Origin of the sequence: Nocardioides sp. NPDC059952, from assembly GCF_042730435.1 — a bacterium.
Classification (GTDB): Bacteria; Actinomycetota; Actinomycetes; order Propionibacteriales; family Nocardioidaceae; genus Nocardioides.
In genome coordinates this window covers 32,569-59,385 of the sequence record NZ_JBHWLY010000018.1, presented here as the reverse complement: position 1 = coordinate 59,385, position 26,817 = coordinate 32,569, and the positions used below count along the sequence as shown (strand labels likewise).

The following is a 26,817-nucleotide window of genomic DNA, read 5'->3' as shown; positions in this document are numbered from 1 at the left end:
AGCCTTTCGGCGGGTGGCTGACAGAATGCGCACATGACCGGCAGCACTGCTCCTACGACTAGGCCCAGGGTCCTTTCCGGCATCCAGCCGACGGCGGACTCCTACCACCTCGGCAACTACCTCGGCGCGGTCCGGCAGTGGGTGAGCCTGCAGGAGGAGCACGAGCCGTTCTTCTTCATCGCCGACCTGCACGCGATCACGGTCGAGCAGGACCCGAAGGTGCTCCGGGAGCGTACGCGGCGGGCCGCCGCCCAGCTCCTGGCCGCCGGTGTCGACCCGGAGCGATCCGCGATCTTCGTCCAGTCACACCTTCCCGAGCACGCCCAGCTCGGCTGGGTGATGCAATGCATCACCTCGTTCGGTGAGGCCCGGCGGATGACCCAGTTCAAGGACAAGTCCGCCAAGGGTGGTGAGGGCGCGGCCTCCGTCGGCCTCTTCTCCTACCCGATGCTGATGGCCGCCGACATCCTGCTCTACCGCCCGGCGTACGTCCCGGTCGGCGAGGACCAGCGACAGCACCTCGAGCTGACCCGCGACCTCGCGCAGCGGTTCAACAGCCGTTACAAGAAGACGTTCCGGCTGCCCGAGCCCTACATCCTCAAGGAGGTCGCGAAGATCTACGACCTCCAGGACCCGGCGATCAAGATGTCGAAGTCGGCCTCGAGCCCGAACGGCCTGATCGACATGCTCGACGACCCGAAGGTCTCGGCGAAGAAGATCCGCTCGGCGGTCACCGACTCGGAGATGGAGATCCGCTTCGACGAGGAGGCCAAGCCGGGCGTCTCCAACCTGCTCCGGATCTACTCCGCGCTGACCGGCTCCGAGATCGAGACCCTGGTCGGCAAGTACGCAGGAAAGGGCTACGGCGACCTGAAGAAGGATCTCGCCGAGGTCGTCGTCGACTACGTCACCCCGTTCCGGGAGAAGACCTTCGAGGTCCTCGAGGACCGGGCGTACCTCGACGGCATCTTGCAGCAGGGTGCGGAGAAGGCAGGCGTGGTCGCCCGCAAGACTCTGGCCGACGTCTACGAGCGGGTTGGCCTTGTGCCCCCCGCGTCGCCGCTCGGCTAGTAAGGTCGGCGCATGCGCACCATCGGTGTTGCCATCGCTATCCCGGAGCCGTGGGCGAGCCAGCTCCAGGACTACCGGACGTCTCTCGGGGACGCGACGGCGACCATGATCCCGACGCACATCACTCTTGTGCCACCGACGGAGATCCACGACGACCTGCTGCCGGACGTCGAGGGCCATCTCGAGTCCGCTGCCTCGCGGGTCGCCCCGTTCAGCGTGCACCTGCGAGGCACCGGCACCTTCCGGCCGGTCTCGCCGGTGGTGTTCGTGGCAGTGGTGCAGGGCATCTCGGGCTGTGAACAGCTGGCCAATGCGGTCCGGCAGGGTCCGCTCGACCAGAAGCTCACGTTTCCCTATCACCCGCATGTCACGATCGCTCACGACCTTCCCGACGCTAGCCTCGACAAGGCTTTCGGTGAGCTCGCCGACTTCGAGTGCGAGTGGTCGGTCGAGGCGTTCCACCTCTATGTCCACGACGACACCGATGGCTGGCGTCCGACGCGGGAGTTCGCGCTGAGGGCAGCACTGACCGGTTGAGGCGGGCTCGGGCCCGCCCACGAACGACGGATGGGGACCTCGGGATGCTCAAAGAGAAGGTCAAGGCGAAGATCGCCGAGCTGCGGGTGCGTTTTCCGGAGCTGGACCGGGTGGTTCGCACGCAGGAGCACTACGGCGAGGTGGGTGCCGCCCAGCAGGCCGGCGCGATCACCTACTTCGGCTTCCTGTCGACCTTCCCGATCCTCGCGCTCGCGTTCTTCGCCGTGGGTCAGATCGCCAAGTTCTACTCCGGAGCAGAGAGCGACCTCGTCGAGGCGATCGACCATGTCCTGCCCGGGTTGGTCGGCGACGGCGCAGGACAGCTGAAGATCTCCGATATCGAGAGTGCGGCCAGCACGGTCGGGCTCATCGGTGTCATCGGTCTGCTCTATGCCGGCCTCGGATTCATCGACGGGCTGCGCAAGGCGCTCGACGCGGTCTTCCTGGTGCCCGAGGAGGAACAGCCGGGATTCCTGGCGGCCAAGACCCGCGACCTGGTCGCACTCATCGGGCTCGGCCTGATCCTGCTGGTGGCGGTCGCGTTCACCGGCCTCGTACGCACCTTCTCGGTCAACGTCCTGGACTGGATCGGCCTCGACGAAGGCTTCGGCTGGCTGATCGTCCTCCTCACCCTGGTGCTCGGCCTCGCCGCCAACACGGTGCTCTTCTTCGCGATGTTCCACCTTGCACCCCAGAAGGACACCCCGAAGGCTCCCCTGTGGATCGGGGCGGTGCTCGGCGCGATCGGCTTCGAGATCCTCAAGCAGGCCTCCACCCTGCTGCTCAAGGCCACCCAGGGACAGCCCGCTTTCCAAGCCTTCGGCATCGCGCTCATCCTGGTCGTCTGGATCCACTACACCTCGATGGTGATCCTGTACGCCGCCTCCTACGCCCACGTGAGGGCGACTCGATCGTCATGAGAGAGTCAGATCATGAAGCTCGAGAAGACTGACGGCGCGCTCCTCCTGGTCATCGGCATCTGGACGATCGCGATCTGGACCAACTTCGGCCGCAACCTCGTCAAGACCGCCAAGGACCCGGAGCAGACCCGTCCGAAGCCCTACTACATCGCCCACGCCGTGCTCGTGGTCGTCGACGTCCTTCTCGGTGGACTGCTGATCAAGCTGGGCGTGCAGCGGCTGCTGACGAGGGGATAGATCCTCAGGGGGACTCGGCCGTGTCGAGGTGGTCGACGAGCTCGGTGAGCTGGTCGCGCAGGGCGAGGGCCTCGGCATGGGTGATCCCCATCGACTCGCCGAGCTGCAGCGGCACGCCGGAGACCTGCTCCTCCAGGGCCCGGCCGTCGTCGGTGAGGCTGACCAGCACCCGGCGCTCGTCGCCGGGATCGCGGTCGCGCCGCACCAGGCCGGCGGTCTCGAGCCGCTTCAGCAGCGGCGTCAGGGTGCCGGAGTCGAGCCGTAGCCGCTGGCCGAGGGAGGTCACGGTCGACGGTTCGTCGGCCTCCCAGAGCACCAGCATCACCAGATACTGCGGATAGGTCAGCCCGGTCCCCTTGAGCAGCGTCACATAGCGCTTCGTGACGGCTCGGGTCGCTGCGTACAGAGGGAAGCAGAGCTGCAGGTCGAGCGCGAGCTGCGGATAGGTACGTCCGGACACATCCATCAGTCTACTCCCTTGCGCTATTGAGTTGTGCGCAATATAGTTGTGCACATGACACCGATCTACACAGCCACCGCAGTCAGCACCGGCGACGCCCGTAACGGCCACGTCCAGTCCACCGACGGTCTCATCGACGCCGACGTCCGCATCCCCAAGGAGATGGGTGGTGAGGGTGGCGCCACCAACCCCGAGCAGCTCTTCGCCGCCGGGTACGCCGCCTGTTTCCACTCCGCGCTCAAGCTGGTCGCGGGCAAGGCCAAGGTCGACATGACCGACTCCGAGGTCGTCGCCGACGTGAGCATCGGCAACAACGGTGAGGGCGGCTTCGGCCTCGCCGTGCAGCTCGAGGTCACCATCCCCGGCGCCGACGCGGCCACTGCCCAGCAGCTCGCCGAGCAGGCCCACCAGGTCTGCCCGTACTCCAACGCCACCCGCGGCAACATCGAGGTCAAGCTCACCGTCGCCTGAGGTTCCCGTTAGCGATACGACGGGACGTACTTGTCCATTACCGCCTGGTAGGCCGACAAGAACGTCCCGTCGTATCCGTTGTGTGGTGGTTATCCACAGGGGCGCTCGTAACTGGGTGCGGGTTGATCGCATGTGGCGGACCATCGCTCTGTGATGTCTCGGGTCGCCCACTTCCAGCCAGCTCCTCACGGGGGCCGGGCGCTGGGGCTCGTCGCGCCGGTGCGGGTGGATCCGACCGGGGAGAACGGGCCGACGCCCCGGCAGGTACGGGGGAGCGCTTGGCGGAGGACCGGCCCTGGCTTGTACGTCCCTTCCTCTGTCGACTCCGATCGACCGCAGCAGCGTGTTCTGGAGGCGGCCACAGAGATCCCTGGAGGACACGTCACCGGCTGGGCGGCCTTCGCCTGGGCCGGCGCGCGCTGGTTCGATGGGGTCGACGGGAACGGCAATGCGAGGCCGGTGCCGATCGTCGTCACCAATCATCGCTATCGGACCCGGCCTGGAATCCTGCTTTCGGCCGAGCGCCTGCCACTGGGCCAGTGGTACGTCCTCGATGGCGTCAGCGGAACCCATCCGCTGCGGTCTGCGGCGTTCGAGGCGCGTCGGGCGACGACGCTCCGGCACGCGGTGGCCCTGCTCGACATGGCGCTGCAGACCGACCGTGTCTCGATCGCCGAGCTGGTCGAGTATGCGGGCACGCTTAACGGTTGGTACGGAGTGGAACAGCTCCGTCAGGCCATCGGGCTCGCCGACGAGAACAGCTGGTCGCCGATGGAGCCCGAGATGCGCCTGCACTGGCAGCTCGACCTCGGTCTTCCGCATCCACTGTGCAACCATCCGATCTTCGATCTCGCCGGAGATCACATCGGCACCCCGGACCTGCTGGATGTCGAGGCCGGAGTCGTCGGCGAGTACGACGGCGGTTTCCACCTCGCCGGCGAGCGGCGGGCAGGCGACATCCAGCGGGAGAGCCTCTTTCGCAGGGCAGGTCTGGAGTACGTCACGATGACGTCGTTCGACCGGCGTGATCCGACTCGTTTCCTGCAGCGTACGCAAGAAGCGCGAGCGCGAGCGCTGCGCCAAGGTCAAGAACGCAGATGGACATCGGACCCGCCCGCATGGTGGACCCCAACCGTCACGGTCGAACAGCGCCGGGCCCTGACGAAAGCCCAACGAAGGCGCTTCCTGAGAGGAGTCGCATGAGGCGGTGTTGGTGGATACGACGGGACGTTCTGGTCGTTCTACTCCCCGGTAACGGACAGGGACGTCCCGTCGTACCGGCGCCCGGCCGGATGCCGAAGGGCCGCTCTCCCGAACAGGAGAGCGGCCCTTCTGGTGTTCGGAGACCAGACGGTCAGCCGAGGATCAGCGACTTGCGCAGGTCCTTGTTGAGCTGGGAGATCACGTCGAGCGGGATCTCCTTGGGGCAGGCGGCGGCGCACTCACCGATGTTGGTGCAGCCACCGAAGCCCTCGGCGTCGTGCTGGCCGACCATGGACTGCACGCGGGAGTAGCGCTCCGGCTGGCCCTGCGGCAGCTCACCGAGGTGTGTGATCTTCGCGCCGAGGAACAGCGACGCGGAGCCGTTCGGGCAGGCGGCGACGCAGGCGCCGCAGCCGATGCAGGTGGCGGTGTTGAACGCCCGCATGGCCTTGTCGCGCGGGGCCGGCACCGAGTTGGCCTCGGGGGCCGAGCCGGTGTTGGCCGAGATGTAGCCGCCGTTCTGGATGATCCGGTCGAACGCGGAGCGGTCGACGATCAGGTCCTTGACGATCGGGAACGACGAGGCGCGCCACGGCTCGATGGTGATGGTGTCACCGTCGTTGAACGAGCGCATGTGCAGCTGGCAGGTCGTGGTGACCTCCGGGCCGTGTGCCTCGCCGTTGATCATCAGCGAACACATGCCGCAGATGCCCTCGCGACAGTCGGAGTCGAACGCGACCGGCTCCTCGTCGTTGTGCAGGAGCTGCTCGTTGAGCAGGTCGAGCATCTCGAGGAACGACATGTCCGAGGACACCCCGTCCAGCTCGTACGTCTTGAGCGCACCCTTGTCGGAGGCGTCGGCCTGCCGCCAGATCTTCAGCGTCAGCTTCACTTGTAGGACCTCTGCTTCATCTCGATGGCGGTGTAGATCAGGTCTTCCTTGTGGAGCACCGGGGCGCCGTCCTCGCCACCGAACTCCCAGGCCGCGACGTAGGCGAACTCGTCGTCGTGACGCAGCGCCTCGCCCTCGTCGGTCTGGGACTCGCCACGGAAGTGGCCGCCGCAGGACTCGCGGCGGTTGAGCGCGTCGATGCACATGAGCTCACCGAGCTCGATGAAGTCGGCGACGCGGTTGGCCTTCTCCAGGTCCTGGTTGAGCGACTCGGCGGAGCCGAGGACCTTGACGTTGGTCCAGAACTCCTTCTTGAGCTCGCGGATCAGGCCGATGGCCTTCTTGAGGCCCTCCTCGCGACGGTCCATCCCGCAGTATTCCCACATGATCTGACCGAGCTCCTTGTGGATGGACTCCACGGAGCGCTCGCCGTTGATGTTCATCAGCTTCTCGACCCGGGAGGTGACCCCTTCGAGAGCCTCGACCACGGCCGGGTGGGACTCGTCGATCTTGTCGAACGGCCCGTCGGCGAGGTAGTCGGTGATGGTGTTCGGCAGCACGAAGTAGCCATCGGCGAGACCCTGCATCAGCGCCGAGGCGCCGAGGCGGTTCGCACCGTGGTCGGAGAAGTTCGCCTCGCCGGTGCAGAACAGACCGGTGATGCTGGTCTGGAGCTCGTAGTCGACCCAGAGGCCGCCCATGACGTAGTGCACCGCCGGGTAGATCCGCATCGGCAGCTCGTAGGGGTTCTCGCCCGTGATCCGCTCGTACATGTCGAGGAGGTTGTCGTACTTCTCCTCGATCTTGTCCTTGCCGAGGCGCTCGATCGCGGCACCGAGGTCGAGGTAGACGCCGCGGCGGAACTTCTTCACCGTGCCGTCGGCCTGGGTCTCGTCGACCTCCGGCCCGACCCCGCGGCCCTCGTCGCACATGTACTTCGCGGCACGCGAGGCGATGTCGCGGGGGACCAGGTTGCCGAATGCCGGGTAGATCCGCTCCAGGAAGTAGTCGCGGTCCTCCTCCGGGATCTCACGCGGGTCCTTGGTGCAGTCCTCGGCGTTCTTCGGCACCCAGATGCGGCCGTCGTTACGCAGCGACTCCGACATCAGGGTCAGCTTCGACTGGTGCGCGCCGGTCACCGGGATGCAGGTCGGGTGGATCTGCGTGTAGCAGGGGTTGGCCATGTACGCGCCCTTGCGGTGCGCACGCCAGGCGGCCATCACGTTCGACCCCATCGCGTTGGTCGAGAGGTAGAAGACGTTGCCGTAGCCGCCGGTGGCGAGCACGACCGCGTCGGCCAGGTGGGTCTCGATCTCGCCGGTGACCATGTTGCGGGCCACGATGCCGCGGGCACGCTCGTCGACGATGATCACGTCGAGCATCTCGTGCCGGGTGAACTGCTCGACGGTGCCGGCGGCCACCTGACGCTCCATGGCCTGGTAGGCGCCGATGAGGAGCTGCTGCCCCGTCTGGCCGCGGGCGTAGAACGTACGCGACACCTGGACGCCACCGAAGGAGCGGTTGTCCAGCAGGCCGCCGTACTCGCGGGCGAAGGGAACGCCCTGCGCCACGCACTGGTCGATGATGTTGGTCGAGACCTCGGCGAGGCGGTAGACGTTCGACTCGCGCGAGCGGTAGTCGCCGCCCTTGACCGTGTCGTAGAAGAGCCGGTAGTCGGAGTCGCCGTCGGACTTGTAGTTCTTGGAGGCGTTGATGCCGCCCTGGGCGGCGATCGAGTGGGCACGACGCGGGGAGTCCTGGTAGCAGAAGGACTTCACGTTGTAGCCGGCTTCGCCGAGGGTGGCAGCCGCGGCGCCACCGGCCAGGCCGGTGCCGACGATGATGACGTCGAGCTTGCGTCGGTTGGCCGGGTTGACCAGACGGTTCTCGAACTTGCGGGTGGTCCAGCGGTCCGCGATCGGCCCGGTGGGCGTCTTCGGGTCGACCAGCTTGTCGCCGAGGACGTAGTAGCCCGCTGCGTCGTCGGATTTCTGGACCGAGGCCTCGTTGGTCGGGGTGAGGCCGGGCAGGTAGTGGGTTCCAGCAGCCATGTGTCAGATGTCCTTACGAGATGACGCCGAAGACGGTGAACAGGGGGACCAGCGAGAAGCCGCCGGCGATCACGATCGCGACGACCCAGCCGGCGACGCGGGCCCTGGCACGCGACTCAGCGGAGTTGGTGAACCCGAGCGTCTGGATGGCGCTGAAGGTGCCGTGGTGCAGGTGGAACGCGAGCGCGAGCATGGCGAACAGGTAGATGAGGACCATCCACCACTGCTCCGGCTGGAACGCCGCGGTCAACAGCCGGTACGGGTTCTCGGTGATGCCCGCAGCCTGTCCGCCCTCGCCCACGTTGATCTTGACGATGGTGAACTGGAGCAGGTGCCAGACGACGAAGAGGAGCAGGGCCACGCCGCCCCAGCGCATGGTGCGCGAGGAGAGCGACGAAGCCTTGTTCTTCTTCACCGCGTACTTCACCGGGCGCTGCGCGTGAGCGCGCATCGAGAGCGCCACCGCCGAGCCGACGTGAGCCACCAGCGACGCCAGGAGCACCACTCGCAGGATCCAGAGGAGGCCGCCGTACGGCAGCATCGGCTCCCCGAACGTACGCAGGTGCTCGGCATACTCGTTGTAGGCCAGCTCGCCGCTGAAGGCTTTGAGGTTGCCGTACATGTGCAGGAGCACAAACAGGATGAAGACGATGCCGCTGGCCGCCATAAGGAGCTTCAGGGCGATCGTCGAGCGCGTCGACCGCGCGCCTTTGATCAGAGTCGTGGTTGCCACGGCACGCACGCTACTACCCCTCATACCCGAACTTGTACGCAGGGAGTATGTGACATTTTCGTCGCTGCGCGGGCGGGTGGGGTTACTGATCAGTATCTTGGCAACGGGTTAGGCAAGCCTAACAGCAGGGTGCGCATTCTCCGTGGTGACAGCGTGAGATTGTGAGGACCGGACCTCGCGCAGCGCGACCAGACGGGCCAGCAGCTCGTCGGCCGCATCGGTCCACGGCCGCGTCGCGACCAGCTCCCGACCGCGGTCGCCGAGCAGGTGCCGCCGGGGGTCCGAGACGACCGAGGCGACCGCGTCCGCGAGCTCGCGGACGCGGGCCGGGTTGTAGAGCACCCCGGTCTCCATGTGCTGGACGATCTCGGCCGCCGCGCCGGCCCGCGGGGCGACCACCGGGAGGGCGCTGGCCGCGGCCTCACGCAGGATGTGGCCACATCCCTCCTCCTCGCCGGGGTGGACGAGAACGTCGAGCGAGGCCAGGGCGATGGCCAGGTCGCCGGTGCCGAGCGGGCCGGTCAGCTTCGCCTGCGGGATCCGCTGCTTGAGCCAGCCGCGCTGGGGCCCGTCGCCGATGATGACGAGGCGGATCCCGGGCACCACCGTGAGCTCGGCGAGGCGGCGTACGCCATGGCTCTTGGCGAGGTTGCCCGCGTAGCCGACCACGACCAGAGGTGTCGGGCGCGACTTCGACCTGGACCAGCGGCGATGGAGCCAGTCGTCGCGCAGACTGGGCGAGAACGCGGCCGTGTCGACCCCCGGCTCCCACACCTCGTCGGCGACGTCGATCGCCGCAAGCATGCGGCGCAGGAACTCGCTTGTGACAAAGATCTCATCGGCGTGCGCGGCGATCGAGGTGCTCCAGGTGAGCGCCGCCTTCGGGGAGAGCGGGGACTGCTGGACGACCACGGTGGTCGCCGTGGCCGCCGTCGGAGACGAGAGCGCCTTGCGGCCCAGCCGGCCCGGATCGAAGGTGACCACGACGTCCGGCTCGAAGGCCTCCAGGGCACTGCGCACCTGGCGGCCGGTCTTGGCGATCGGCGAGACGCGGACGACCCTGCTGTTGCGGTAGACGGGGAGTCCGGGGCCGGGTGCGATGAACCGAACCTCGTGGCCCGACTCGATCATGCGGTCGGCGATGGCCTTCACCGTGGTTGTGACACCATCGATGGTAGGAAAGAAGCTCTCGGTGACCAGCGCCATCTTCATAGGACCAGCGTCCTGCCCGGGGATGGCGAGAGCACGACATGTGCGTTGACCTGGGATGAACCATCGGCACGACCAGTAGACGACCAGCGTGATGAGGACAATCAGTGGCGGTACCCAGACGGGTCTGGACGCTTTCGGCAGCACTCGCGATGGCGGCGGTCGTGGGTGGCGTCGGAATGGCGGGCTGTGGCCGGGCGCCGACCCAGCAGCCGTCTGCCGAGCACGTCTCTGAGCAGCCCTCGACCGCGACGCCGGCCTTCGAGATGCCGGTCGAGAAGCCCAACCTGCTGATGATCACGGTCGATGACCTCTCCTCCCTCGACATGGACTACCTGCCGAGCGTGCAGAAGCTGGTCGGCGAGAGCGGGGTGACCTTCACCGACGCGGTCGCGCCGACGCCGATCTGCGTGCCTGCCCGCGCCTCGCTGCTCTCGGGGCAGTACGCCCACAACCACGGTGCCCACACCATCCACGGTCCCGAGGGCGGCTATCCGTCCTTCGACGACTCCGCGACCCTGGCCACCTCGTTGCAGGAGGCCGGCTATTCGACCGTGTTCACCGGAAAGTACCTCAACGAGTACGGCGAGGCGGGGAGCGAGCGCGACCTGCCTCCGGGGTGGGACGAGTGGCGCGCGACCGTCGACCCCTCGACCTACAACTACCTGGGCGCCAAGTTCAACGTCAACGGACGCCTGGTGAAGCCGAAGGGCTACTCGACCACCGTCATCACCCAGCAGGCGCAGGCGGCGCTGAAGGACGCCAGGAAGAAGGCCGCGGAGAAGCCGTGGTTCCAGTGGGTCAACTACGTGGCGCCGCACATCGGCGGCCCGACGGAGAAGGGCGACCCCAAGCAGCGCTTCCCGGGCACCAAGGGTGCGATCGGCGTACCGGTGCCGGACAAGCAGGACCGGGACGCGTACGCCGACAAGCCGATCCCGCAGCAGCCCAACCTGTTTCCGGAAGCGCGCAAGAAGTTCCCGAAGGGGTCGCCGTCGCGGAAGAACCCCTCGCAGATCGAGAAGGACGCCTACCGGCTCTCCTACCAGCGGCGGATCGAGTCGGCGCGCAGCCTGGACCGCAACATCGCCTCCCTGCTCGGCGGGCTGAAGAAGAGTGGCGACCTGGCGCGCACGCTGGTCGTGTTCACCTCCGACAACGGCTTCTCCAGCGGCTACCACAACTTCAACGGCAAGCTCTGGTACTACGAGGAGTCGCTGCGGATCCCCGTGCTGATGAGCGGACCCGGCGTACCCAAGGGGCGTGAGGTCGGGACCACGCTGACCAACCCGGACATCGCCACGACGCTGCTCGCGGCGGCCGGTGCGGGTGACCCGCACGAGCCCGACGGCATCGACATCATGCCGTGGCTGCGCGCGCCCGAGCAGACCCGCGTCGTCCCGATCGAGGCGTGGCCGACCACCGACGGGACCTCGCGGCTCTGGTCCGGCGTGCGCGTGGGGCGGTGGACCTATGTCGAGCTCGAGAACGGTGGGGTCGAGCTCTACGACCGCACCAACGATCCGTACGAGATGACGAATCTCGCCGACGACCCGGGCCACGCCGAGACGGTCTCGCGGTTGGCCGCTCTGACCGAGAAGTATCGCGACTGCGCCGGCGACGAGTGCCCCAAGAAGATGTACGCCGCGGATGGACCGCTTGATCTGACAGGCATCTAACGGGTTAAAGTAGACTAAATAACTCTTATTACTTGGGAGTGTTTGGTCATGCCGGTAGGCAACCTGTTCACCCGTCGCAAGCGTGCTGCTGTGGCGACGATGGCGATGAGCGCCCTCGCGGTGACCGGCCTCGTCCACGAGCCGGCCGCCGTGGCGGCGGCCCCGACGCGTACGCCTGTGCTGGAGCGGCCCGCGGAGAAGCCGAACCTGCTGATGGTGACCGTCGACGACCTCTCCTACCTCGACATGGAGTACCTCCCGCAGGTGCGGAAGCTGGTGGAGCGGGCCGGGGTCTCCTTCTCCGAGGGGATCGCGCCGACGCCGATCTGTGTGCCGGCGCGGGCGTCGCTGCTGACCGGTCAGTACGCCCACAACCACGGTGCGCGCACGATCGAGGGTCCCTACGGCGGGTATCAGGCCTTCGACGACTCCTCGACGGTCGCGACGTCGCTGCAGGACGCGGGCTACTCGACGATCCTGGCGGGCAAGTACCTCAACGGCTACGGCGAGGGTTCGAGCCGCGGCGACGTGCCGCCCGGCTGGGACCAGTGGCGCGCGACCGTCGACCCGTCGACCTACAACTTCCGCTCGCCGAAGTTCAACGTCAACGGCGAGATCATCAAGTCGAAGGGCTACTCCTCGACCGTCATCACCGACCACGCGAAGGCGGGGATCGCGGCCGAGCGGGGGTCGGGGAAGCCCTGGTTCACCTGGGTCAACTACGTCGCTCCGCACCACGGCGGGCCCTCGGGGCCCGATGACCCGAAGAAGGTCTACCCCGGCACCGACGCCGCGCTGTCGGTGACCGTGCCGGACACCCAGGACCGCGGCTACTACGACAACGTGCGGATCCCGGCGCGGCCCAACCTCTTTCCCGAGGACACCTCCGGGTATGCGAAGGGCTCGCCGGGGCGCGGGAAGTTCAACCCGCGGAAGAAGGACGCCCTCCGGATCGCCTACCAGCGCCGGCTCGAGGCCATTCGCAGCCTGGATCGCAACATCGCTTCGCTCCTGAGCGGGCTGAAGAAGAGCGGTGAGCTGAAGCGGACGCTGGTCGTGTTCACCTCTGACAACGGCTTCTCCAACGGCTATCACAACCTCAACGGCAAGCTGTGGCACTACGACGAGTCGCTGCGGATCCCGGTGCTGATGAGCGGACCCGGAGTGCCGCGCGGGCGGACGGTCCGGACCCCGGTCACCAACCCGGACATCGCCGCGACGCTGCTGGCGGCGGCCGGTGCGCGCGCTCCCGGTCCGTTGGACGGGATCGACATCATGCCGTGGCTGAGCGCGCCCGAGCAGGTCCGCGCGATCCCGGTCGCGGGCTGGCGGGTCACCGACGGGAGCAGGCAGCTGTGGTCCGGGGTCCGGGTCGGCTCCTGGACCTACGCCCGCCTGCACACCGGCCAGGTCGAGGTCTACGACCGCTCCTCGGACCCCTACGAGCAGCACAACCTCGCCGCCGACCCGTCGGTCGCGGAGACCGTCAAGGCGCTCGAGCGGCTCGCCGATCGCTATCAGGACTGCGCCGCCTCGACCTGCCCGAAGGACCTGTACGCCGCCGGTCGCGCTCTCGACCTGGAGGGGCTGTGACGAGTGCTGTGACCAGGGTCGGCGACCTGGAGCGCGAGGCCGCGCGGGCGCGGCTCGTCGAGGCGTACGCCGCGGGGAGGATCGACGCGCCCGAGCTGGAGTCGCGTGCCGAGGCGGTGTGGGGCGCGGCGATGGCCGCCGACCTCGCCGCGGTGGTCGACGACCTGGGGGAGGAGGAACCCGTCTCCTCGCCCGGTGCGGGCCGGGGCTTCGTACGGGATGTTCTGGTGTTCCTGCTCTGTGGTGCGATCGCGGTGGTGGCCTGGCACGTCACCGGGCGGGGGTTCTTCTGGCCGGTGTGGGTGCTCGTCTACACCGGGCTGCCGCTGCTGCGCCTCTGGCGCGACTAGGACTGCTCGGCCGACTGCTTGGCCGACTGCTTGGCGAGGGTGTCGGCCGGGACGTTGCCCGACTCGATCTCGCGCGCCAGCTCCTTGATGCGTACGCCGCTGGCGGTCCAGCTGCCCGCGCGCTCCTCGTGGATGGGTGTGAAGCCGCGGCGTACCTCGACGGTCCAGTGGCGGCCGAAGACGACCCGGGCGCCGATGGCGAAAGGAAGGATCGCGAGCAGGAGGATGAGCTCGATGCTGGTCAGGAGCATGACGACGACGGCCAAGCCGATGATCGGCAGTGCGATGACGAGCCAGAGCACCATGAGGATCGCGCTGATCGGGTCGTCGCCGCCCGGCGCGTCGATCGGGACCTCGAGCCCGTCGAGACTCAACCGACGAGACTTCCGCTGCCACGGGACCCAGCGACGGGTGACGCGATGGGCCTGCCCGCCTGGAGTGCGTACCTTCACGGCGGTCAACCTAACGGCGCGTCTCAGTTAGCGGTTGTAAACCTCACACTTTGTGGTCACCGCCACTTCATCGGCCTAAGGTTCGATTTATGAACGACGCCGCTCGCGACGACTCGTTGCGCCTTGCCCAGCCGGCGGATGCCCATTCCCAGGCAGAGTGGGAGGCGGCGACTGCTGCCGTCCTCCGGAAGGGCGGTCGGCTAAGCGCCGACGACGCCGACTCGCTCGTCTGGGACAAGCTGACCCGCACCTCTCTCGACGGACTCCGGATCGCCCCGCTGGGCCTTCCCGGGGAGTCCTACGACGAAGCGGCCCGTCCCACGCGCGCCGGCGCCTGGGACATCCGCTCTCTCGTCTCCGGTCTCTCCGGGGTGGACGCCAAGGCGGCCAACGAGGCCGCACTGGTCGACCTGGACGGCGGGGTCTCCTCGCTGTGGGTGGCCGCCGACGAGACGACCGACCTCGCGGTGCTCCTGGACAAGGTGCTCCTCGACCTGGCACCGATCGTGCTCGACGCGCCGATCGGTGCGGTCAAGGTCGCCCAGAACCTGCTCGCGCTGATCGCCGAGCGTGGCGCCGGGCTGCACGCCGCGACCAACCTGGGTGCCGACCCGATGGGCGCGCTGCTGCGCGACCTGCCGCTGGCACCCGACGAGGCGTTCGCCGAGCTGGTCGACCTCGCCCGTCTCGCGCAGGGGATCGGGGTGCGCGCGATCGTGGTCGACGCCACGGCTGCGCACGATCTGGGTGCGTCCGACGTCCAGGAGCTCGGCTGGTCGATCGCGGTCGGCGTCGCCTACCTGCGCGCACTGACCGAGGCCGGCTTCTCGCCCGCCGTGGCGGCGGCGCTGATCGAGTTCCGCTACGCCGCCACCGACGAGCAGTTCCCGACCATCGCCAAGCTGCGGGCCGCCCGCCAGCTGTGGGCCCGGGTCCTCGAGCTCTCCGGGGCCGAGGGCGTCGAGATGCGCATCCACGCGGTGAGCTCGCGGCCGATGCTGTCGAAGTACGACCCCTACGTGAACATGCTGCGCGGCACCGTCGCCGCCTTCGCGGCCGGCGTCGGCGGGGCCGACGCGGTGACCGTGCTGCCGTTCGACTCCGCCAACGGCGTCCCTGACGGGTTCGGGCGAAGGATCGCCCGCAACGTGTCCCACCTGCTGATCGACGAGTCCCACGTCGCGGCCGTCGCGGACCCCGCCGGTGGCTCCTTCGCCGTCGAGCAGCTGACCGCCGACATGGCCGCCGCCGGCTGGGAGGCGTTCATCCAGCTCGAGGAGGAATGGACCGGGGCCAACGCCGTCGGAGGCCACGACTTCTCGCCCTTCCGCGACCGGATCGCCGCGGTCTCCGCCGCGCGCGAGAAGGCGATCGCGCGGCGCAAGCGGCCGATCACCGGGCTCACCGAGTTCCCCAACCTCGCCGAGACCCTGCCCTCGCGGCCGAACGATCCGCTCAACGAGCGGGTCGTGCGCTACGGCGCCTCCTTCGAGGCCCTGCGTGACACCCCGGCCACCGCCAAGGTCTTCCTCGCCACCCTCGGCACGGTCGCCCAGCACACCGCCCGGGCGACCTTCGCGACCAACCTGCTCGCCGCCGGCGGCATCGGCGTCGAGGTCGCGGGTGCGACCGCGGACGCCGAGGAGCTGGCCGGAAGGTATCGTGCGGCCGGCACGCCACCGGTCGTCTGCCTGGCCGGGTCCGACAAGACGTACGCCGCGTGGGGTTCGGCCGCGGTCGCGGCCCTCCGCGAGGCCGGCGCCACGCACGTGATCATCGCCGGGAAGCCCGACGCCGTCGACGCCGAGGTGGACGACGCCGCCTCGATGGGTGTCGACGCACTCGCCTTCCTGACCGCTACGAGGGAGAAGCTCTCATGACGATTCCCGGCTCGTTCAAGGGGCTGCCGCTGCAGAGTGACCGTGTTGGTTTCGACACGCTCGCTGGCGCTCGCGGCTCAACCAGCGGGGGCACGCCGTGGCTGAGCCCCGAGGGCATCGAGATCCAGCCGGCGTACGGCCCTGCGGATCTCCAGGGTCTCGACGCGCTCGACACCTTCCCCGGGCTGAGCCCGTTCCTGCGTGGGCCCTACCCGACGATGTACACGACCCAGCCGTGGACGATCCGGCAGTACGCCGGGTTCTCGACCGCGGAGGAGTCCAACGCGTTCTACCGCCGCAACCTGGCGGCGGGCCAGAAGGGCCTGAGCGTCGCCTTCGACCTGGCCACCCACCGTGGCTACGACTCCGACCACCCGCGGGTGCGTGGGGACGTCGGCATGGCGGGCGTCGCGATCGACTCCATCTACGACACCAGGACGCTGTTCGACGGCATCCCGCTCGACGAGATGTCAGTCTCGATGACGATGAACGGCGCGGTGCTGCCGGTGCTGGCGCTCTACATCGCCGCGGCCGAGGAGCAGGGCGTCGCGCCCGAGAAGCTCGCCGGGACCATCCAGAACGACATCCTCAAGGAGTTCATGGTCCGCAACACCTACATCTACCCGCCGGCGGCGTCGATGCGGATCATCGGCGACATCTTCTCCTACACCGCCGCGAAGATGCCCCGGTTCAACTCGATCTCGATCTCCGGCTACCACATGCAGGAGGCCGGGGCGACGGCCGATCTCGAGCTCGCCTACACGCTGGCCGACGGCGTCGAATACCTGCGGACCGGTCTGGCTGCGGGCCTCGACGTCGACGCGTTCGCACCGCGGCTCAGCTTCTTCTGGGCGATCGGGATGAACTTCTTCATGGAGGTCGCCAAGATGCGCGCGGCTCGTGCCCTGTGGTCGCGTCTGGTCTCGCAGTTCGACCCGTCCAACCCCAAGTCGCTGTCGCTGCGGACCCACTCGCAGACCTCCGGATGGTCGCTGACCGCCCAGGACGTCTTCAACAACGTCGGCCGCACCGCGATCGAGGCGATGGCCGCGACCCAGGGCCACACCCAGTCGCTGCACACGAACGCGTTGGACGAAGCCATCGCGCTGCCGACCGACTTCTCGGCCCGCATCGCCCGCAACACCCAGCTGCTGCTGCAGCAGGAGAGCGGCACGACCGAGATCATCGACCCGTGGGGCGGCTCCTACTACGTCGAGAAGCTCACCCACGACCTCGCCGAGCGGGCCTGGGCCCACATCCAGGAGGCCGAGGCGGCCGGTGGGATGGCCAAGGCGATCGAGCAGGGCATCCCGAAGATGCGCATCGAGGAGGCGGCCGCCCGCACGCAGGCGCGCCTCGACTCCGGTGCCCAGAAGCTGATCGGCGTCAACACCTTCCGGCTCCCCTCCGAGGACCCGCTCGACGTGCTCAAGGTCGACAACGACCAGGTCTACAAGCAGCAGCTCGCCAAGCTCGAGCGGCTGCGCGCGGAGCGTGACGACGAGGACGTACGCCGGGCCCTGGAGGCCATCACGAACTCCGCCGGCGCCGAGAAGTCCGGGGCGAACCTGGAGGGCAACCTGCTCGCGCTGGCCGTCGACGCCGCCCGGGCCAAGGCGACCGTCGGCGAGATCTCCGACGCGATGGAGAAGGCCTGGGGGCGGCACCAGGCCGTCATCCGTACCATCTCCGGTGTGTATCGGGATGAGGCGACGACGTCGGGCGACTCGAAGGTGGCCGACGTGCTGAAGGCGACCAAGGAGTTCGAGGAGGCCGAGGGTCGCCGACCGCGCATCCTGGTCGCGAAGATGGGCCAGGACGGCCACGACCGTGGCCAGAAGGTCGTGGTCTCGGCCTTCGCCGACCTCGGCTTCGACGTCGACGTAGGCCCGCTGTTCTCCACGCCCGAGGAGGTCGCGCAGCAGGCGGTCGACGCCGACGTACACATCGTCGGGGTCTCGTCGCTGGCTGCCGGTCACCTCGCACTGCTCCCCGCGCTGAAGGCGGCGCTGGAGGAGCAGGGGCGCCCGGACATCATGATCGTCATCGGCGGGGTCATCCCGCCCGACGACGTCGCCACGCTCGAGCAGATGGGCGCCGCCGCGGTCTTCCTGCCGGGCACGGTCATCGCCGACTCCGCCATCGATCTCCTCGGTCGCCTGCGGGAGCAGCTCGATCACTGACCCTCCCGGGTATGTCCTCGCCGGGGGCGTCGGGCTCGTCTAGCCTCAGAGCTGTGACGGACCTACGCCCCGGGCGGGCATCCGGGGACGGGCTGGTGAGGGTCGGCGCCTACGAGCTCCTCACCAAGCTCGGTGAGGGCGGCATGGGAGTCGTCCATCTGGCCCGCCACGAGGAGACCGGCGAGCGGGTGGCGCTGAAGGTGCTGCGTACGCATGTCGTGGGGGACGAGGAGACCCGTACCCGGCTGGAGCGCGAGGTGCGGTCGCTGCGGCAGGTGCGCAGCCCGTGGATCGCCGAGATCGTCGATGCCGACCCTTACGCGGACCTTCCCTACGTCGCGACCCGCTACGTGCCCGGGCCGACGCTGCACGACCGGATCAAGGACGACGGACCCGTCGTCGGCGAGGACCGGTTCTGGCTGGCGCGCTGCCTGGCCGGCGGTGTCGCGGCCTGCCACGACGCCGGCGTGCTGCACCGTGACGTGAAGCCTTCCAACGTCGTGATGGAGGGGCGTACGCCGGTGCTCATCGACTTCGGGCTGGCCCGGGTCGCCGACGATCCCAAGATCACGCTCACCGGCTGGCTGGTCGGCACCCCGGGCTATCTGGCGCCGGAGATCCTGGAGGGGACGCCCTCGACGCCGGCCAGCGACGTGCACTCGTGGGCGGCGACGACCGCCTACGCGCTGCTGGGCCGGCCTCCGTTCGGGACCGGGCCGTCGATGGCCGTCCTGGACCGGGTACGCCGCGGCCAGCACGACCTCGACGGCATCGAGGGTTCGATGCGGGAGGTCCTGACGGCGGCGCTGGCGACGGATCCCGCCGACCGGCCGGGCCTGGAGGAGCTGCGGGAGTGGCTGATGGAGCCCGAGGTGCCGTGGCCGGGAGGAGAGGCCTCGGCGGTCACGAAGGTGCTGCCGGTGACGCTGCCGCTGGCCGCCGCGCCCGCGGGCTCCGACCTGAAGCCGACGCTGGTCGATCCGGACGCCGCGTCCGATGCGATGACGGAGGTGGAGGAGGTGCCGCCGACGGCGGTGACCGTCGCCGACGCGCCGGCCGAGCCCCTGGTGGTGCGCCGGTTCGACCCGCAGCCGCCGCCACCGGCTCCGTCGCCCGAACCCGGGTGGAGCCCGCCCAGCAAGCACGCCAACCTCAAGCGCTGGCCGGGTCCGATGCACTTCCTGATCCTGATCGCGCTCGCCGCGATCCTCGCCGGGGTCGTCGCTGCGTACCCGTTCCTGGGCGCGGTCCTGCTCGGCCTCGGAGTCTGGCTGCTGAGGGCCGCGTCGCTCGCCTCGGACCACCTGGCGAAGCGTCGCGAGGCGCGTGGACGGAAGTGGTACGACGGGCCGTGGGCGCTCATCCGCTCGCCGTGGGACCTGGTGCGCGCCACTCCCGGAACCGCAGCGCTGACCGTGCTGACCGGCGTGATCGCGGCCGCCGTCGGCGTGGGGTTCCTGGCGCTCGGGGTGCCGCTGGCTGCCGTGCTCTACGCCGCCGCGATGACGTTCATGTCCGCCGCCTGGCTCGCCTCGCAGCGGGTCCGCGACATCGTGGGCCCGGTCGCCCGCGCCGCCTCTTCGCCGTCCCAACGATGGGTCGTGGCCGTCGTCGGCTTGGCGATCATCGCCGCTGCCGTAGCCTGGTACGTGCTGCAGGTGGGTGTCTCGTGGGTCCCGCTGGACGACGTCCGATCGAGCTGGCTGCCCGACGCCGTCCGCAACGTCCTGCCGCGGATCCGCTGACGGTTCACATCGGTGTGTCACCGGTGATCAAGGTGGTACACTTCCGGTTATGCCCACCTCTCGCCCGCGTCACCAGGTGACCGAGACCGACGAACTGGCTGCTGCCCTCGAGGCGGCGGAACGTCGTTGGCCCGGAAAGTCTCGTAGTGCCCTGATCGCGGCCCTTGCCGAGGAGGGCGCGAAGGTCCTCGAACGAGAGGAGGCTGATCAGCTCGCAGCGCGGCGCCGCGTGGTCGAAGCCAACGCCGGCGGTTTCGAGTTCGGTGAGGGCTACCTCGACGAGCTGCGCGGGGACTGGCCAGCTTGATCGTTCTCGACGCGAGCGTCTTGATCGCGTACCTCGACGAGTCCGATGTTCGTCACGTCCAAGCGTTGAAGGTGCTCTCGACGACCGAGCGTTACCGGATCCACACGTTGACCCTTGCCGAAGTGCTGGTTCGGCCGACCCGAGAGGGGCGGGCCGCGGAGCTCATCAACAAGGTCACCGCGATCGGGATCGGTGAACTGGAACGGGTGCCCGACGAAGCGCGTGAGCTGGCCGACATGCGAGTCTCCACGCCGCTCAAGATGCCGGATTGCTGTGTCCTCATGGCCGCCACCGCGCATGCGGCGTCGCTCGCGAGCTTCGACGAGCGGCTTCGGGACGTCGCGCGAAGACGTGGGCTTCACGTTCTGCCGTGACTCAGCAGCGCAGCGAAGGGGTTGTGAAGCTGAGCGTGGTCTATGGGTCACTCTCAGCTTCACAACCACCGTATCTCGGTCACGTTGGTTGAGTGGACTGGCGCCCGCCAGGCTCGCTGGTCGAGTCGGACCGCTCGGGGCTCGACGAGTTGGCTAAGGTGCTGGCCATGCCAGGGCCCGACGTACAAGACCTTCTCGACGGCATCAGCGACGGCAAGCGGGCGGCGGTGTCACGGGCGATCACGTTGGTGGAGTCGACCAAGCCCCAGCACCGCGACATCGCGCGCGAGCTGCTCACCAAGCTCCCGGCGGGCGACACCGTGCGGGTCGGCATCTCCGGGGTGCCGGGGGTCGGCAAGTCGACCTTCATCGAGGCGCTCGGCAGCCGGCTGACCGCCAACGGCCTCAAGGTCGGGGTGCTGGCGGTCGACCCGTCCTCCGTACGCACCGGCGGCTCCGTCCTGGGCGACAAGACGCGCATGGCCCGGCTGAGTGTGGACCCCAACGCCTTCATCCGGCCCTCCCCGTCCGCCGGGACGCTCGGCGGGGTCGCCAGGGCGACCGTGCAGGCGATGGCGGTGCTGGAGGCGGCCGGCTACGACGTGGTGCTGGTGGAGACGGTCGGTGTCGGGCAGTCCGAGGTGACCGTGGCCGGGATGGTGGACACGTTCCTGTTCCTCACCATCGCGCGCACCGGTGACCAGCTGCAGGGGATCAAGAAGGGCATCCTGGAGATCTCCGACGTGATCGCGGTCAACAAGGCCGACCCCGACGACCCCCACCGGGCCCAGGAGGCCCGCGCGGCCGCCCGCGAGCTCGCCGGCGCCCTGCGGCTGGTGCGCTCGCGCGAGGAGTGGGCGCCGCCGGTGGTCACCGCTTCGGCGCTCCACGACGACGGGGTCGACTCGGTCTGGGAGCAGGTGATGGCCCACCGCACCCACCTCGGCGAGGACGGGCTGCGCACCAAGCGCGCCGAGCAGCAGCTCGACTTCACCTGGGCGCTCGTCCGCGATGAGCTCGACCAGCGGCTCAAGCACTCCGCAGGCGTCAAGGCGATCCGCGACGAGGTGCGTGACGAGGTGCTCTCCGGGGAGCTTCCGGCGACCGTCGCCGCGGACAGGATCCTCGCCGCCTACGACAAGGATTAGTCTGACGGGACCATGCTGGAGCCTGCTGCCTTCCTCGCCGAGCGAGTCGATGCCTACGACGCCGAGCTGACCGACCTGCGCCGGGACATCCACGCGCACCCGGAGCTCTCCTGGCAGGAGCATCGCACCACCGAGCTGATCGCCGAGCGACTGGAGAAGGCGGGCTGGCAGGTCGACCGGCCGTCGGCGACCGGTCTGATCGCCGACCTGGGCGGGGACGGGCAGGACTCGAGGGTCGTCGCGCTGCGCGGCGACATGGACGCCCTGCCCGTCGAGGACGTCACCACCGACATCTGGACGAGCACCGTCCCCGGGGTCGCGCACGCCTGCGGCCACGACGTGCACACCACGGCCCTGCTCGGCGCCGGCCTTGCCCTGGCCGACCTGCATCGCGAGTCACCGCTGCCCGGTGGCGTACGCCTGCTGTTCCAGCCCGCCGAGGAGGTCATGCCGGGCGGGGCGCTGCACCTGATGAGCCTGGGTGCGCTCGACGACGTGGAGCGGATCTTCGCGCTGCACTGCGACCCGACCGTCGACGTCGGCCGCGTCGGGATCCGCTCCGGCGCGCTGACCAGTGCGGCCGACCTGATCGACGTGCACCTCAGCGGCACCGGCGGTCACACCTCCCGCCCGCACCTGACCGGCGACCTCGTCTTCGCGCTCGCCAAGGTGACCACCGAGTTGCCGGTGATCCTGAGCCGGCGGATGGACCCCCGGGCCGGCGTGAGCGTGGTCTGGGGCAAGGTGACCGCCGGCCAGATCCACAACGTGATCCCCGCCCACGGGTCCGTCGGCGGCACCGTGCGGATCCTCGACAGCGACGCCTGGAGCGAGGTCGAGCACGTCGTCCGCGAGGTCGTCGCCGAGATCATCGCGCCCTACGGCGTGACGGCCGCCGTCGACTACACCCGCGGTGTCCCGCCGGTCAGCAACGACGAGGAGTCCCACCAGATCCTCGTCGAGAGCGTCCGCGCCGTTCTAGGGGAGCGGGGTGCCGTCGTCTCCGCGCAGAGCCTCGGTGGCGAGGACTTCGGCTGGTACCAGGAGCAGGTTGCAGGCTCGATGTTCCGTCTCGGCGTACGCACCCCCGGTGGCCCCACCTACGACCTCCATCAGGGCGATCTGCGCGTCGATGAGCGCGCCGTGGGCGTCGGCGCCAAGGTCCTGGCCGCCGCCGCCCACCGCGCACTGGGCTAGCCCGGCTAGCCCTTTCGGTACGGCACCCCGTCGGCGGCCGGGGCACGTGAGTGCCCGACGAGGCCGGCGACGGCGAAGATCGTCACGACGTACGGCAGCATCAGCATGAACTGCGACGGCACCGGAGAGCCGATCACCGAGAGCACGGACTCGACGTTGGACGCGAAGCCGAAGAGCAGCGCCGCCAGGGTCGCCTTGATCGGGTCCCACTTGCCGAAGATCACCGCGGCCAGCGCGATATAGCCCGCGCCGCCGGTCATCTCACGACCGAAGGACGGCACCGAGACGAGCGTGTAGGTGGCCCCGCCGATGCCCGCGATCGCGCCGGCCATGATCACGGTGCGGTAGCGGGTGGCGATCACGTTGATGCCGACGGTGTCTGCCGCCTTCGGGTGCTCGCCGACCGCGCGCACGCGCAGGCCCCACTTGGACCGGTAGAGGGCCCAGGCGATGAGGAAGACGGCGGCGTACATGATGTAGACCAGCACCGTCTGGCGGAAGAAGATCGGGCCGAGCACCGGAATGCCCGACAGCAGCGGGATCTCCAGGCGCGGGAAGTGGGGCGGGTTGTTGAGCGCCGCGGCGTTCTCCGAGAGGACCTGGGAGAACATGAAGCTGGTGAAGCCGATCACGAGCACGTTGAGGACGACACCGACGATGACCTGTTCGACCCAGTAGGTGATCGCGAAGAGGCCCAGGAGCAGCGCGACCAGCATCCCCGCGACCATCGCGGCCACCAGGCCGGCCCAGGGACTGCCGGTGAGGGAGGCGACGATCGCGGCGCCGAAGGCGCCGAAGAGCAGTTGGCCGTCGATGGCGATGTTGACGACGCCCGACCGCTCACCGAGTACGCCGCCGAGCGCACCGAACACGAGCGGCACCGCGAGCGCCAGCGCGCCGGCGAGCAGGCCGACCACGGGAAGCGTCTTGCCGGCGACCGCCCAGGCGAGGAACCCGGACACCGCGATGACGGCGAAGGCGGCGACCAGCACCAGGGGAGTCTTGCGGCCGACGTGAGCGTTCCATGCCGCGTACGCCGTGCACAGCAGGCACAGCACCACGGCCGTCCACACGACGGCGTTGGCCGGCAGCGTGATGTCGGGGATGGCGAACCAGTCACCGTCACGGCTCCACCTGAAGGTGGAGTCGCCGGTGCGAGGAGCCAGGATGACCAGCAGCGCCACCAGCACGGTGAACACCGCCATGACGATGGGCGTCTTCCACAGGCCCGGGATGCGCTCGGCGACGACTGGAGCGTCGGAGTTGACCGGAAGATCGACGGTAGACACGGTCCTCAGGCCTCCTTCGTGGGGAGTCGGAAGATTGCCTTCACCAGAGGTGGCGCGGCGAGGAACAGGACGATCAGGGACTGGATGACCAGCACGATGTCGACCGGGATGCCTTCGGAGGCCTGCATGAAGAAGCCGCCGGACTTGAACGCGCCGAACAGGAGCCCGGCGGCCAGGATGCCGAACGGGCGCGAGCGGCCCAGCAGCGCGACGGTGATCGCGTCGAAGCCGATCCCGGCATCGAGGCCGCTGGTCGCGCCGTCGGTCACCGAGCCGAGCACCTGGTTGACCCCGGCCAGCCCGACCAGGGCGCCGGAGATCAGGAACGCGCTGAGGTAGGCGACCCCGACGTTGATGCCGGCAGCCTTCGCGGCCGAGGGGTTCTCGCCGACCGCGCGGAACCGGTAGCCGAGCGAGGAGCGATTGAGGATCCACCAGACCAGGAACGTCGCCAGCACCGCGAGCAGGAACCCGGCATGCAGGTTGAACTGCGGCCCGAGGAGGTCGGGCAGGATCGCCGACTCCGGCATCGGCGAGGACTTGGGGTTGCCCGACCCGGGCGCCTGGAGCAGCGACTTGCGGGTCAGCGCGTAGAAGACCAGGTAGTAGCCGATGTAGTTGAGCATGATCGTCACGATCACCTCGTGGGCACCGGTGAGCGCCTTGAGGAGGCCGGCGATCCCGCCCCACAGGGCGGCGACCAGCGCTCCGACGAGGATCGCCAGCGGCAGGTGCACGATCATCGGCAGGTCGAGCCTGACCGCCACGAACGCGGCCGCGGCGCCGCCGAGCAGCATCTGACCACGGCCGCCGATGTTGAAGAGCCCGGCGCGGAAGGTCAGGCCGATGCCGAGCCCGGCCAGCGTCAGCGGCGCGGCGAACTTCATCGTCTCGGTGATCGGCTTGATCTGCTGGGTGAACGTGCCGCCCAGGTCGTTGTAGACCGCACCCCGCCACAGCGAGACGTACGCCCCCGAGATGGCCTCCCACGCGTAGACGAACGTGTCGGAGGGGCGGGCGAAGAAGTAGGAGAGCCCGTAGCGGACGTCCTCGTCGGTGAAGAGGATCATCAGCGACCCGAAGAACATCGCGAGCACCACCGAGAGCACTGCGACCAGCGCGTTGCCCGTGGTGATCTCGCGCATCGCCAGGTGCCAACGGCTCGCCTCGGGCACCCGGTCGGCGTCGGAGGACGCCTTCACCGCATCGGCCGACTCAGTCGGCTCAGTCGGCTCAGTCGGCTCAGTCGGCTCGGTCGTCTCGGCCGGCTCGTTCTCCGGCCCCTTCTCACTCACGACTCGTTCCCTTCAGGAGACTCGCCGGCCATCATCAGGCCGAGGGTGTCGCGGGAGGTGTCGGCGGGCACGATGCCCACGACCCGTCCGCGGTAGAGGACCATGATCCGGTCGGCGAGGGCGGCGATCTCGTCGAGTTCGGTGGAGACCACGAGCACCGGGACACCGGTGTCGCGCGCGGCCACGATCTGCTGGTGGATGAACTCGATCGACCCGACATCGACGCCGCGCGTCGGTTGTGCCGCGACGAGAAGCCGCAGGTCACGTGAGAGTTCTCGGGCGACGACGACCTTCTGCTGGTTGCCGCCCGACAGCTGCCCGGCCAGGGTCGAGACCCCGGGGGCGCGTACGTCGTACTCGGCCAGCTTCTCCTTGGCGAAGGTGTCGAGCCTCTTCAGGTTCAGCGAACCGCGCGAGACGAAGGGCTCGTCATAGCTGCGGTTGAGCATGAGGTTCTCGGAGATGGTGAAGTTGCTGACCAGGCCGTCGACCTGGCGGTCCTCGGGGATGAACCCGATCCCCGCCTCGAGCGCCTTGCGGACCGAGCGGCCCACGATCTCGCGGCCGTCGAGACTGATCGATCCCTCGACGTGCGGGGCCAGGCCCACCATCGCCTCGGTGAGCTCGGTCTGGCCGTTGCCCTGCACCCCGGCGACGGCCAGGATCTCACCGGCGTCGATGTGGAAGCTGATCGAGTCGACGTGGATACGCCCGTCCTCGTCGGTCACCGTGAGGTCGGAGACGACGAGTGCGCGCTCGCCCGGCTGCGCCGGGTCCTTGTGCACCTTGAGCTCGACCGGGCGCCCGACCATCAGGGCCGCGAGCTCGGCGTTGGACGCCTCCGGGGAGGCCTCGCCGACGACCGTGCCGCGGCGGATGACCGTGATCCGGTCGGCCACCTCGCGCACCTCGCGCAGCTTGTGGGTGATGAACACGATTCCCGTGCCCGACTCCTTGAGCTGGCGCATGATCGCCATCAGCTCGTCGGTCTCCTGGGGTGTCAGCACAGCGGTCGGCTCGTCGAAGACGAGCACCTCGGCATCGCGCGAGAGCGCCTTGATGATCTCGACCCGCTGCTGCACGCCGACGGGGAGATCCTCGACGAGCGCGTCGGGGTCCACGTGGAAGCCGAAGCGGTCGGAGATCTCCCGGACCCGCTTGCGGGCGGCATCGAGGTCGAGGCTGCCGGCGAACCCGGTGGCCTCGTGGCCGAGCATGACGTTCTCGGCGACGGTGAAGACCGGGATGAGCATGAAGTGCTGGTGCACCATGCCGATGCCGGCGGCCATCGCGTCGCCGGGACCCTTGAAGCGCTGCGGCTCGTCGTCGATGACGATCTCGCCCTCGTCGGCCTGGTAGAGGCCGTAGAGCACGTTCATCAGCGTGGACTTGCCCGCGCCGTTCTCACCGAGGAGGCAGTGGATCTCACCCGGCTCGACGGTCAGGGAGATGTGGTCGTTGGCGACCAGGGAGCCGAAGCGCTTGGTGATGTCGCGAAGCGCGAGTCTCATGGCACGGATCATTCCTTGCAGGGTGGAGAG

At 68.9% G+C, this 26,817-nt stretch carries 25 protein-coding genes; 16 read left to right on the top strand and 9 right to left on the bottom strand.

Annotated elements, in window-relative coordinates; translation table 11 throughout:
• The first annotated feature begins 33 nt into the window (after window positions 1-33).
• The 4 genes from trpS to ACFV9G_RS10925 are packed head-to-tail and all read left to right on the top strand — an operon-like array spanning window position 34 to window position 2,765.
• Window positions 34-1,071, top strand: a complete 1,038-nt coding sequence (trpS, locus tag ACFV9G_RS10940) for a tryptophan--tRNA ligase (protein ID WP_378727492.1) — start codon at window positions 34-36, stop codon at window positions 1,069-1,071.
• A 12-nt stretch (window positions 1,072-1,083) separates the two neighbouring features.
• Window positions 1,084-1,608: a 2'-5' RNA ligase family protein gene (locus tag ACFV9G_RS10935; protein ID WP_378727491.1), complete on the top strand. Its 525-nt coding sequence runs from the start codon at window positions 1,084-1,086 to the stop codon at window positions 1,606-1,608.
• Window positions 1,609-1,652: 44 nt separating this feature from the next.
• Window positions 1,653-2,528 carry a YihY/virulence factor BrkB family protein gene (locus tag ACFV9G_RS10930; protein WP_378727490.1) on the top strand — a complete coding sequence of 292 codons (876 nt, stop codon included), beginning with the start codon at window positions 1,653-1,655 and terminating at the stop codon, window positions 2,526-2,528.
• A 12-nt stretch (window positions 2,529-2,540) separates the two neighbouring features.
• Window positions 2,541-2,765: an SCO4848 family membrane protein gene (locus ACFV9G_RS10925; protein ID WP_141791899.1), complete on the top strand. Its 225-nt coding sequence runs from the start codon at window positions 2,541-2,543 to the stop codon at window positions 2,763-2,765.
• 4 nt (window positions 2,766-2,769) lie between these two features.
• Here the strand turns inward: ACFV9G_RS10925 and ACFV9G_RS10920 are convergent, their stop codons facing one another.
• Window positions 2,770-3,231, bottom strand: a complete 462-nt coding sequence (locus ACFV9G_RS10920; RefSeq protein WP_378727489.1) for a MarR family winged helix-turn-helix transcriptional regulator — start codon at window positions 3,229-3,231, stop codon at window positions 2,770-2,772.
• 48 nt (window positions 3,232-3,279) lie between these two features.
• Here ACFV9G_RS10920 and ACFV9G_RS10915 point away from each other — a divergent pair, with 48 nt between their 5' ends.
• Both ACFV9G_RS10915 and ACFV9G_RS10910 read left to right on the top strand, forming a co-directional pair.
• Entirely contained in the window at window positions 3,280-3,696 is a 417-nt protein-coding gene (locus ACFV9G_RS10915; RefSeq protein WP_378727487.1) for an organic hydroperoxide resistance protein, read from the top strand.
• 300 nt (window positions 3,697-3,996) lie between these two features.
• Window positions 3,997-4,899 carry a hypothetical protein gene (locus tag ACFV9G_RS10910; protein ID WP_378727486.1) on the top strand — a complete coding sequence of 301 codons (903 nt, stop codon included), beginning with the start codon at window positions 3,997-3,999 and terminating at the stop codon, window positions 4,897-4,899.
• 151 nt (window positions 4,900-5,050) lie between these two features.
• Here the strand turns inward: ACFV9G_RS10910 and ACFV9G_RS10905 are convergent, their stop codons facing one another.
• The 4 genes from ACFV9G_RS10905 to ACFV9G_RS10890 all read right to left on the bottom strand — a co-directional run bounded on the left by ACFV9G_RS10905 (window position 5,051) and on the right by ACFV9G_RS10890 (window position 9,787).
• Window positions 5,051-5,791 (bottom strand): succinate dehydrogenase/fumarate reductase iron-sulfur subunit, encoded by a 741-nt coding sequence (locus tag ACFV9G_RS10905; protein ID WP_378727484.1) that lies wholly within the window; start codon window positions 5,789-5,791, stop codon window positions 5,051-5,053.
• On the bottom strand, window positions 5,788-7,842 hold the full coding sequence (locus ACFV9G_RS10900) for a fumarate reductase/succinate dehydrogenase flavoprotein subunit (RefSeq protein WP_378727482.1): 2,055 nt from the start codon (window positions 7,840-7,842) through the stop codon (window positions 5,788-5,790). The genes ACFV9G_RS10905 and ACFV9G_RS10900 overlap by 4 nt, the downstream gene beginning before the upstream one ends.
• A gap of 13 nt (window positions 7,843-7,855) precedes the next feature.
• On the bottom strand, window positions 7,856-8,575 hold the full coding sequence (locus tag ACFV9G_RS10895) for a succinate dehydrogenase cytochrome b subunit (protein ID WP_378727480.1): 720 nt from the start codon (window positions 8,573-8,575) through the stop codon (window positions 7,856-7,858).
• 108 nt (window positions 8,576-8,683) lie between these two features.
• Window positions 8,684-9,787: a glycosyltransferase gene (locus tag ACFV9G_RS10890; protein ID WP_378727478.1), complete on the bottom strand. Its 1,104-nt coding sequence runs from the start codon at window positions 9,785-9,787 to the stop codon at window positions 8,684-8,686.
• A 104-nt stretch (window positions 9,788-9,891) separates the two neighbouring features.
• On the opposite strand from ACFV9G_RS10890, the gene ACFV9G_RS10885 reads away from it, so the two are divergent.
• From ACFV9G_RS10885 to ACFV9G_RS10875, 3 genes are read left to right on the top strand one after another with little or no spacing between them, the layout of a single operon-like run.
• The gene (locus ACFV9G_RS10885) at window positions 9,892-11,463 is read left to right on the top strand and encodes a sulfatase-like hydrolase/transferase (protein ID WP_378727476.1); all 1,572 of its coding nucleotides are present in this window, start codon (window positions 9,892-9,894) and stop codon (window positions 11,461-11,463) included.
• Between the two features lie 48 nt (window positions 11,464-11,511).
• Window positions 11,512-13,056, top strand: coding sequence for a sulfatase-like hydrolase/transferase (locus tag ACFV9G_RS10880; RefSeq protein ID WP_378727475.1), 1,545 nt, complete (start codon window positions 11,512-11,514; stop codon window positions 13,054-13,056).
• A complete protein-coding gene (locus ACFV9G_RS10875; protein ID WP_378727473.1) occupies window positions 13,053-13,406 on the top strand; it encodes a DUF1707 domain-containing protein in 354 nt (117 codons plus the stop codon). The genes ACFV9G_RS10880 and ACFV9G_RS10875 overlap by 4 nt, the downstream gene beginning before the upstream one ends.
• Here the strand turns inward: ACFV9G_RS10875 and ACFV9G_RS10870 are convergent.
• Window positions 13,403-13,858, bottom strand: coding sequence for a hypothetical protein (locus ACFV9G_RS10870; protein WP_378727472.1), 456 nt, complete (start codon window positions 13,856-13,858; stop codon window positions 13,403-13,405). The two genes, ACFV9G_RS10875 and ACFV9G_RS10870, sit on opposite strands and share 4 nt — an antisense overlap.
• An 89-nt stretch (window positions 13,859-13,947) precedes the next feature.
• Between ACFV9G_RS10870 and ACFV9G_RS10865 the strand changes: the two genes are divergently transcribed.
• From ACFV9G_RS10865 to ACFV9G_RS10835, 7 genes are all read left to right on the top strand, one after another.
• The gene (locus ACFV9G_RS10865; protein ID WP_378727471.1) at window positions 13,948-15,738 is read left to right on the top strand and encodes a methylmalonyl-CoA mutase family protein; all 1,791 of its coding nucleotides are present in this window, start codon (window positions 13,948-13,950) and stop codon (window positions 15,736-15,738) included.
• Window positions 15,735-17,921 carry a methylmalonyl-CoA mutase gene (gene scpA / locus ACFV9G_RS10860; RefSeq protein ID WP_378727470.1) on the top strand — a complete coding sequence of 729 codons (2,187 nt, stop codon included), beginning with the start codon at window positions 15,735-15,737 and terminating at the stop codon, window positions 17,919-17,921. Before ACFV9G_RS10865 ends, scpA begins: the two co-directional genes overlap by 4 nt.
• A 53-nt stretch (window positions 17,922-17,974) precedes the next feature.
• On the top strand, window positions 17,975-19,666 hold the full coding sequence (locus ACFV9G_RS10855) for a serine/threonine-protein kinase (RefSeq protein ID WP_378727469.1): 1,692 nt from the start codon (window positions 17,975-17,977) through the stop codon (window positions 19,664-19,666).
• Window positions 19,667-19,715: 49 nt separating this feature from the next.
• Window positions 19,716-19,973, top strand: a complete 258-nt coding sequence (locus ACFV9G_RS10850; RefSeq protein WP_378727468.1) for a hypothetical protein — start codon at window positions 19,716-19,718, stop codon at window positions 19,971-19,973.
• Complete coding sequence (locus ACFV9G_RS10845; RefSeq protein WP_378727466.1) at window positions 19,970-20,347, top strand: type II toxin-antitoxin system VapC family toxin; 378 nt, start codon at window positions 19,970-19,972, stop codon at window positions 20,345-20,347. The genes ACFV9G_RS10850 and ACFV9G_RS10845 overlap by 4 nt, the downstream gene beginning before the upstream one ends.
• Before the next feature lie 149 nt (window positions 20,348-20,496).
• Window positions 20,497-21,495, top strand: coding sequence for a methylmalonyl Co-A mutase-associated GTPase MeaB (meaB, locus tag ACFV9G_RS10840; RefSeq protein ID WP_378727521.1), 999 nt, complete (start codon window positions 20,497-20,499; stop codon window positions 21,493-21,495).
• A 12-nt stretch (window positions 21,496-21,507) separates the two neighbouring features.
• Window positions 21,508-22,692, top strand: coding sequence for an amidohydrolase (locus tag ACFV9G_RS10835; RefSeq protein WP_378727465.1), 1,185 nt, complete (start codon window positions 21,508-21,510; stop codon window positions 22,690-22,692).
• A gap of 5 nt (window positions 22,693-22,697) precedes the next feature.
• On the opposite strand, the gene ACFV9G_RS10830 is transcribed toward ACFV9G_RS10835, so the two are convergent.
• Genes ACFV9G_RS10830 through ACFV9G_RS10820 form a run of 3 tightly spaced genes read right to left on the bottom strand, consistent with a single transcriptional unit; the run spans window position 22,698 to window position 26,787 of the window.
• Window positions 22,698-23,981, bottom strand: a complete 1,284-nt coding sequence (locus tag ACFV9G_RS10830) for an ABC transporter permease (protein ID WP_378727463.1) — start codon at window positions 23,979-23,981, stop codon at window positions 22,698-22,700.
• A 5-nt stretch (window positions 23,982-23,986) separates the two neighbouring features.
• Window positions 23,987-25,276, bottom strand: a complete 1,290-nt coding sequence (locus ACFV9G_RS10825; RefSeq protein ID WP_378727461.1) for an ABC transporter permease — start codon at window positions 25,274-25,276, stop codon at window positions 23,987-23,989.
• A complete protein-coding gene (locus ACFV9G_RS10820; protein WP_378727458.1) occupies window positions 25,273-26,787 on the bottom strand; it encodes an ABC transporter ATP-binding protein in 1,515 nt (504 codons plus the stop codon). Before ACFV9G_RS10820 ends, ACFV9G_RS10825 begins: the two co-directional genes overlap by 4 nt.
• Window positions 26,788-26,817 lie beyond the last annotated feature (30 nt).

Bases quoted from the DNA above. Each gene is read 5' to 3' on its own strand.
- ACFV9G_RS10820 (WP_378727458.1), bottom strand. From the start codon at position 26,787: ATGAGACTCGCGCTTCGCGACATCACCAAGCGCTTCGGCTCCCTGGTC.
- ACFV9G_RS10890 (WP_378727478.1), bottom strand. From the start codon at position 9,787: ATGAAGATGGCGCTGGTCACCGAGAGCTTCTTTCCTACCATCGATGGT.
- scpA (WP_378727470.1), top strand. From the start codon at position 15,735: ATGACGATTCCCGGCTCGTTCAAGGGGCTGCCGCTGCAGAGTGACCGT.
- ACFV9G_RS10900 (WP_378727482.1), bottom strand. From the start codon at position 7,842: ATGGCTGCTGGAACCCACTACCTGCCCGGCCTCACCCCGACCAACGAG.
- ACFV9G_RS10925 (WP_141791899.1), top strand. From the start codon at position 2,541: ATGAAGCTCGAGAAGACTGACGGCGCGCTCCTCCTGGTCATCGGCATC.
- ACFV9G_RS10850 (WP_378727468.1), top strand. From the start codon at position 19,716: ATGCCCACCTCTCGCCCGCGTCACCAGGTGACCGAGACCGACGAACTG.
- ACFV9G_RS10865 (WP_378727471.1), top strand. From the start codon at position 13,948: ATGAACGACGCCGCTCGCGACGACTCGTTGCGCCTTGCCCAGCCGGCG.
- ACFV9G_RS10935 (WP_378727491.1), top strand. From the start codon at position 1,084: ATGCGCACCATCGGTGTTGCCATCGCTATCCCGGAGCCGTGGGCGAGC.
- ACFV9G_RS10835 (WP_378727465.1), top strand. From the start codon at position 21,508: ATGCTGGAGCCTGCTGCCTTCCTCGCCGAGCGAGTCGATGCCTACGAC.
- ACFV9G_RS10915 (WP_378727487.1), top strand. From the start codon at position 3,280: ATGACACCGATCTACACAGCCACCGCAGTCAGCACCGGCGACGCCCGT.
- ACFV9G_RS10930 (WP_378727490.1), top strand. From the start codon at position 1,653: ATGCTCAAAGAGAAGGTCAAGGCGAAGATCGCCGAGCTGCGGGTGCGT.
- trpS (WP_378727492.1), top strand. From the start codon at position 34: ATGACCGGCAGCACTGCTCCTACGACTAGGCCCAGGGTCCTTTCCGGC.
- ACFV9G_RS10880 (WP_378727475.1), top strand. From the start codon at position 11,512: ATGCCGGTAGGCAACCTGTTCACCCGTCGCAAGCGTGCTGCTGTGGCG.
- ACFV9G_RS10920 (WP_378727489.1), bottom strand. From the start codon at position 3,231: ATGGATGTGTCCGGACGTACCTATCCGCAGCTCGCGCTCGACCTGCAG.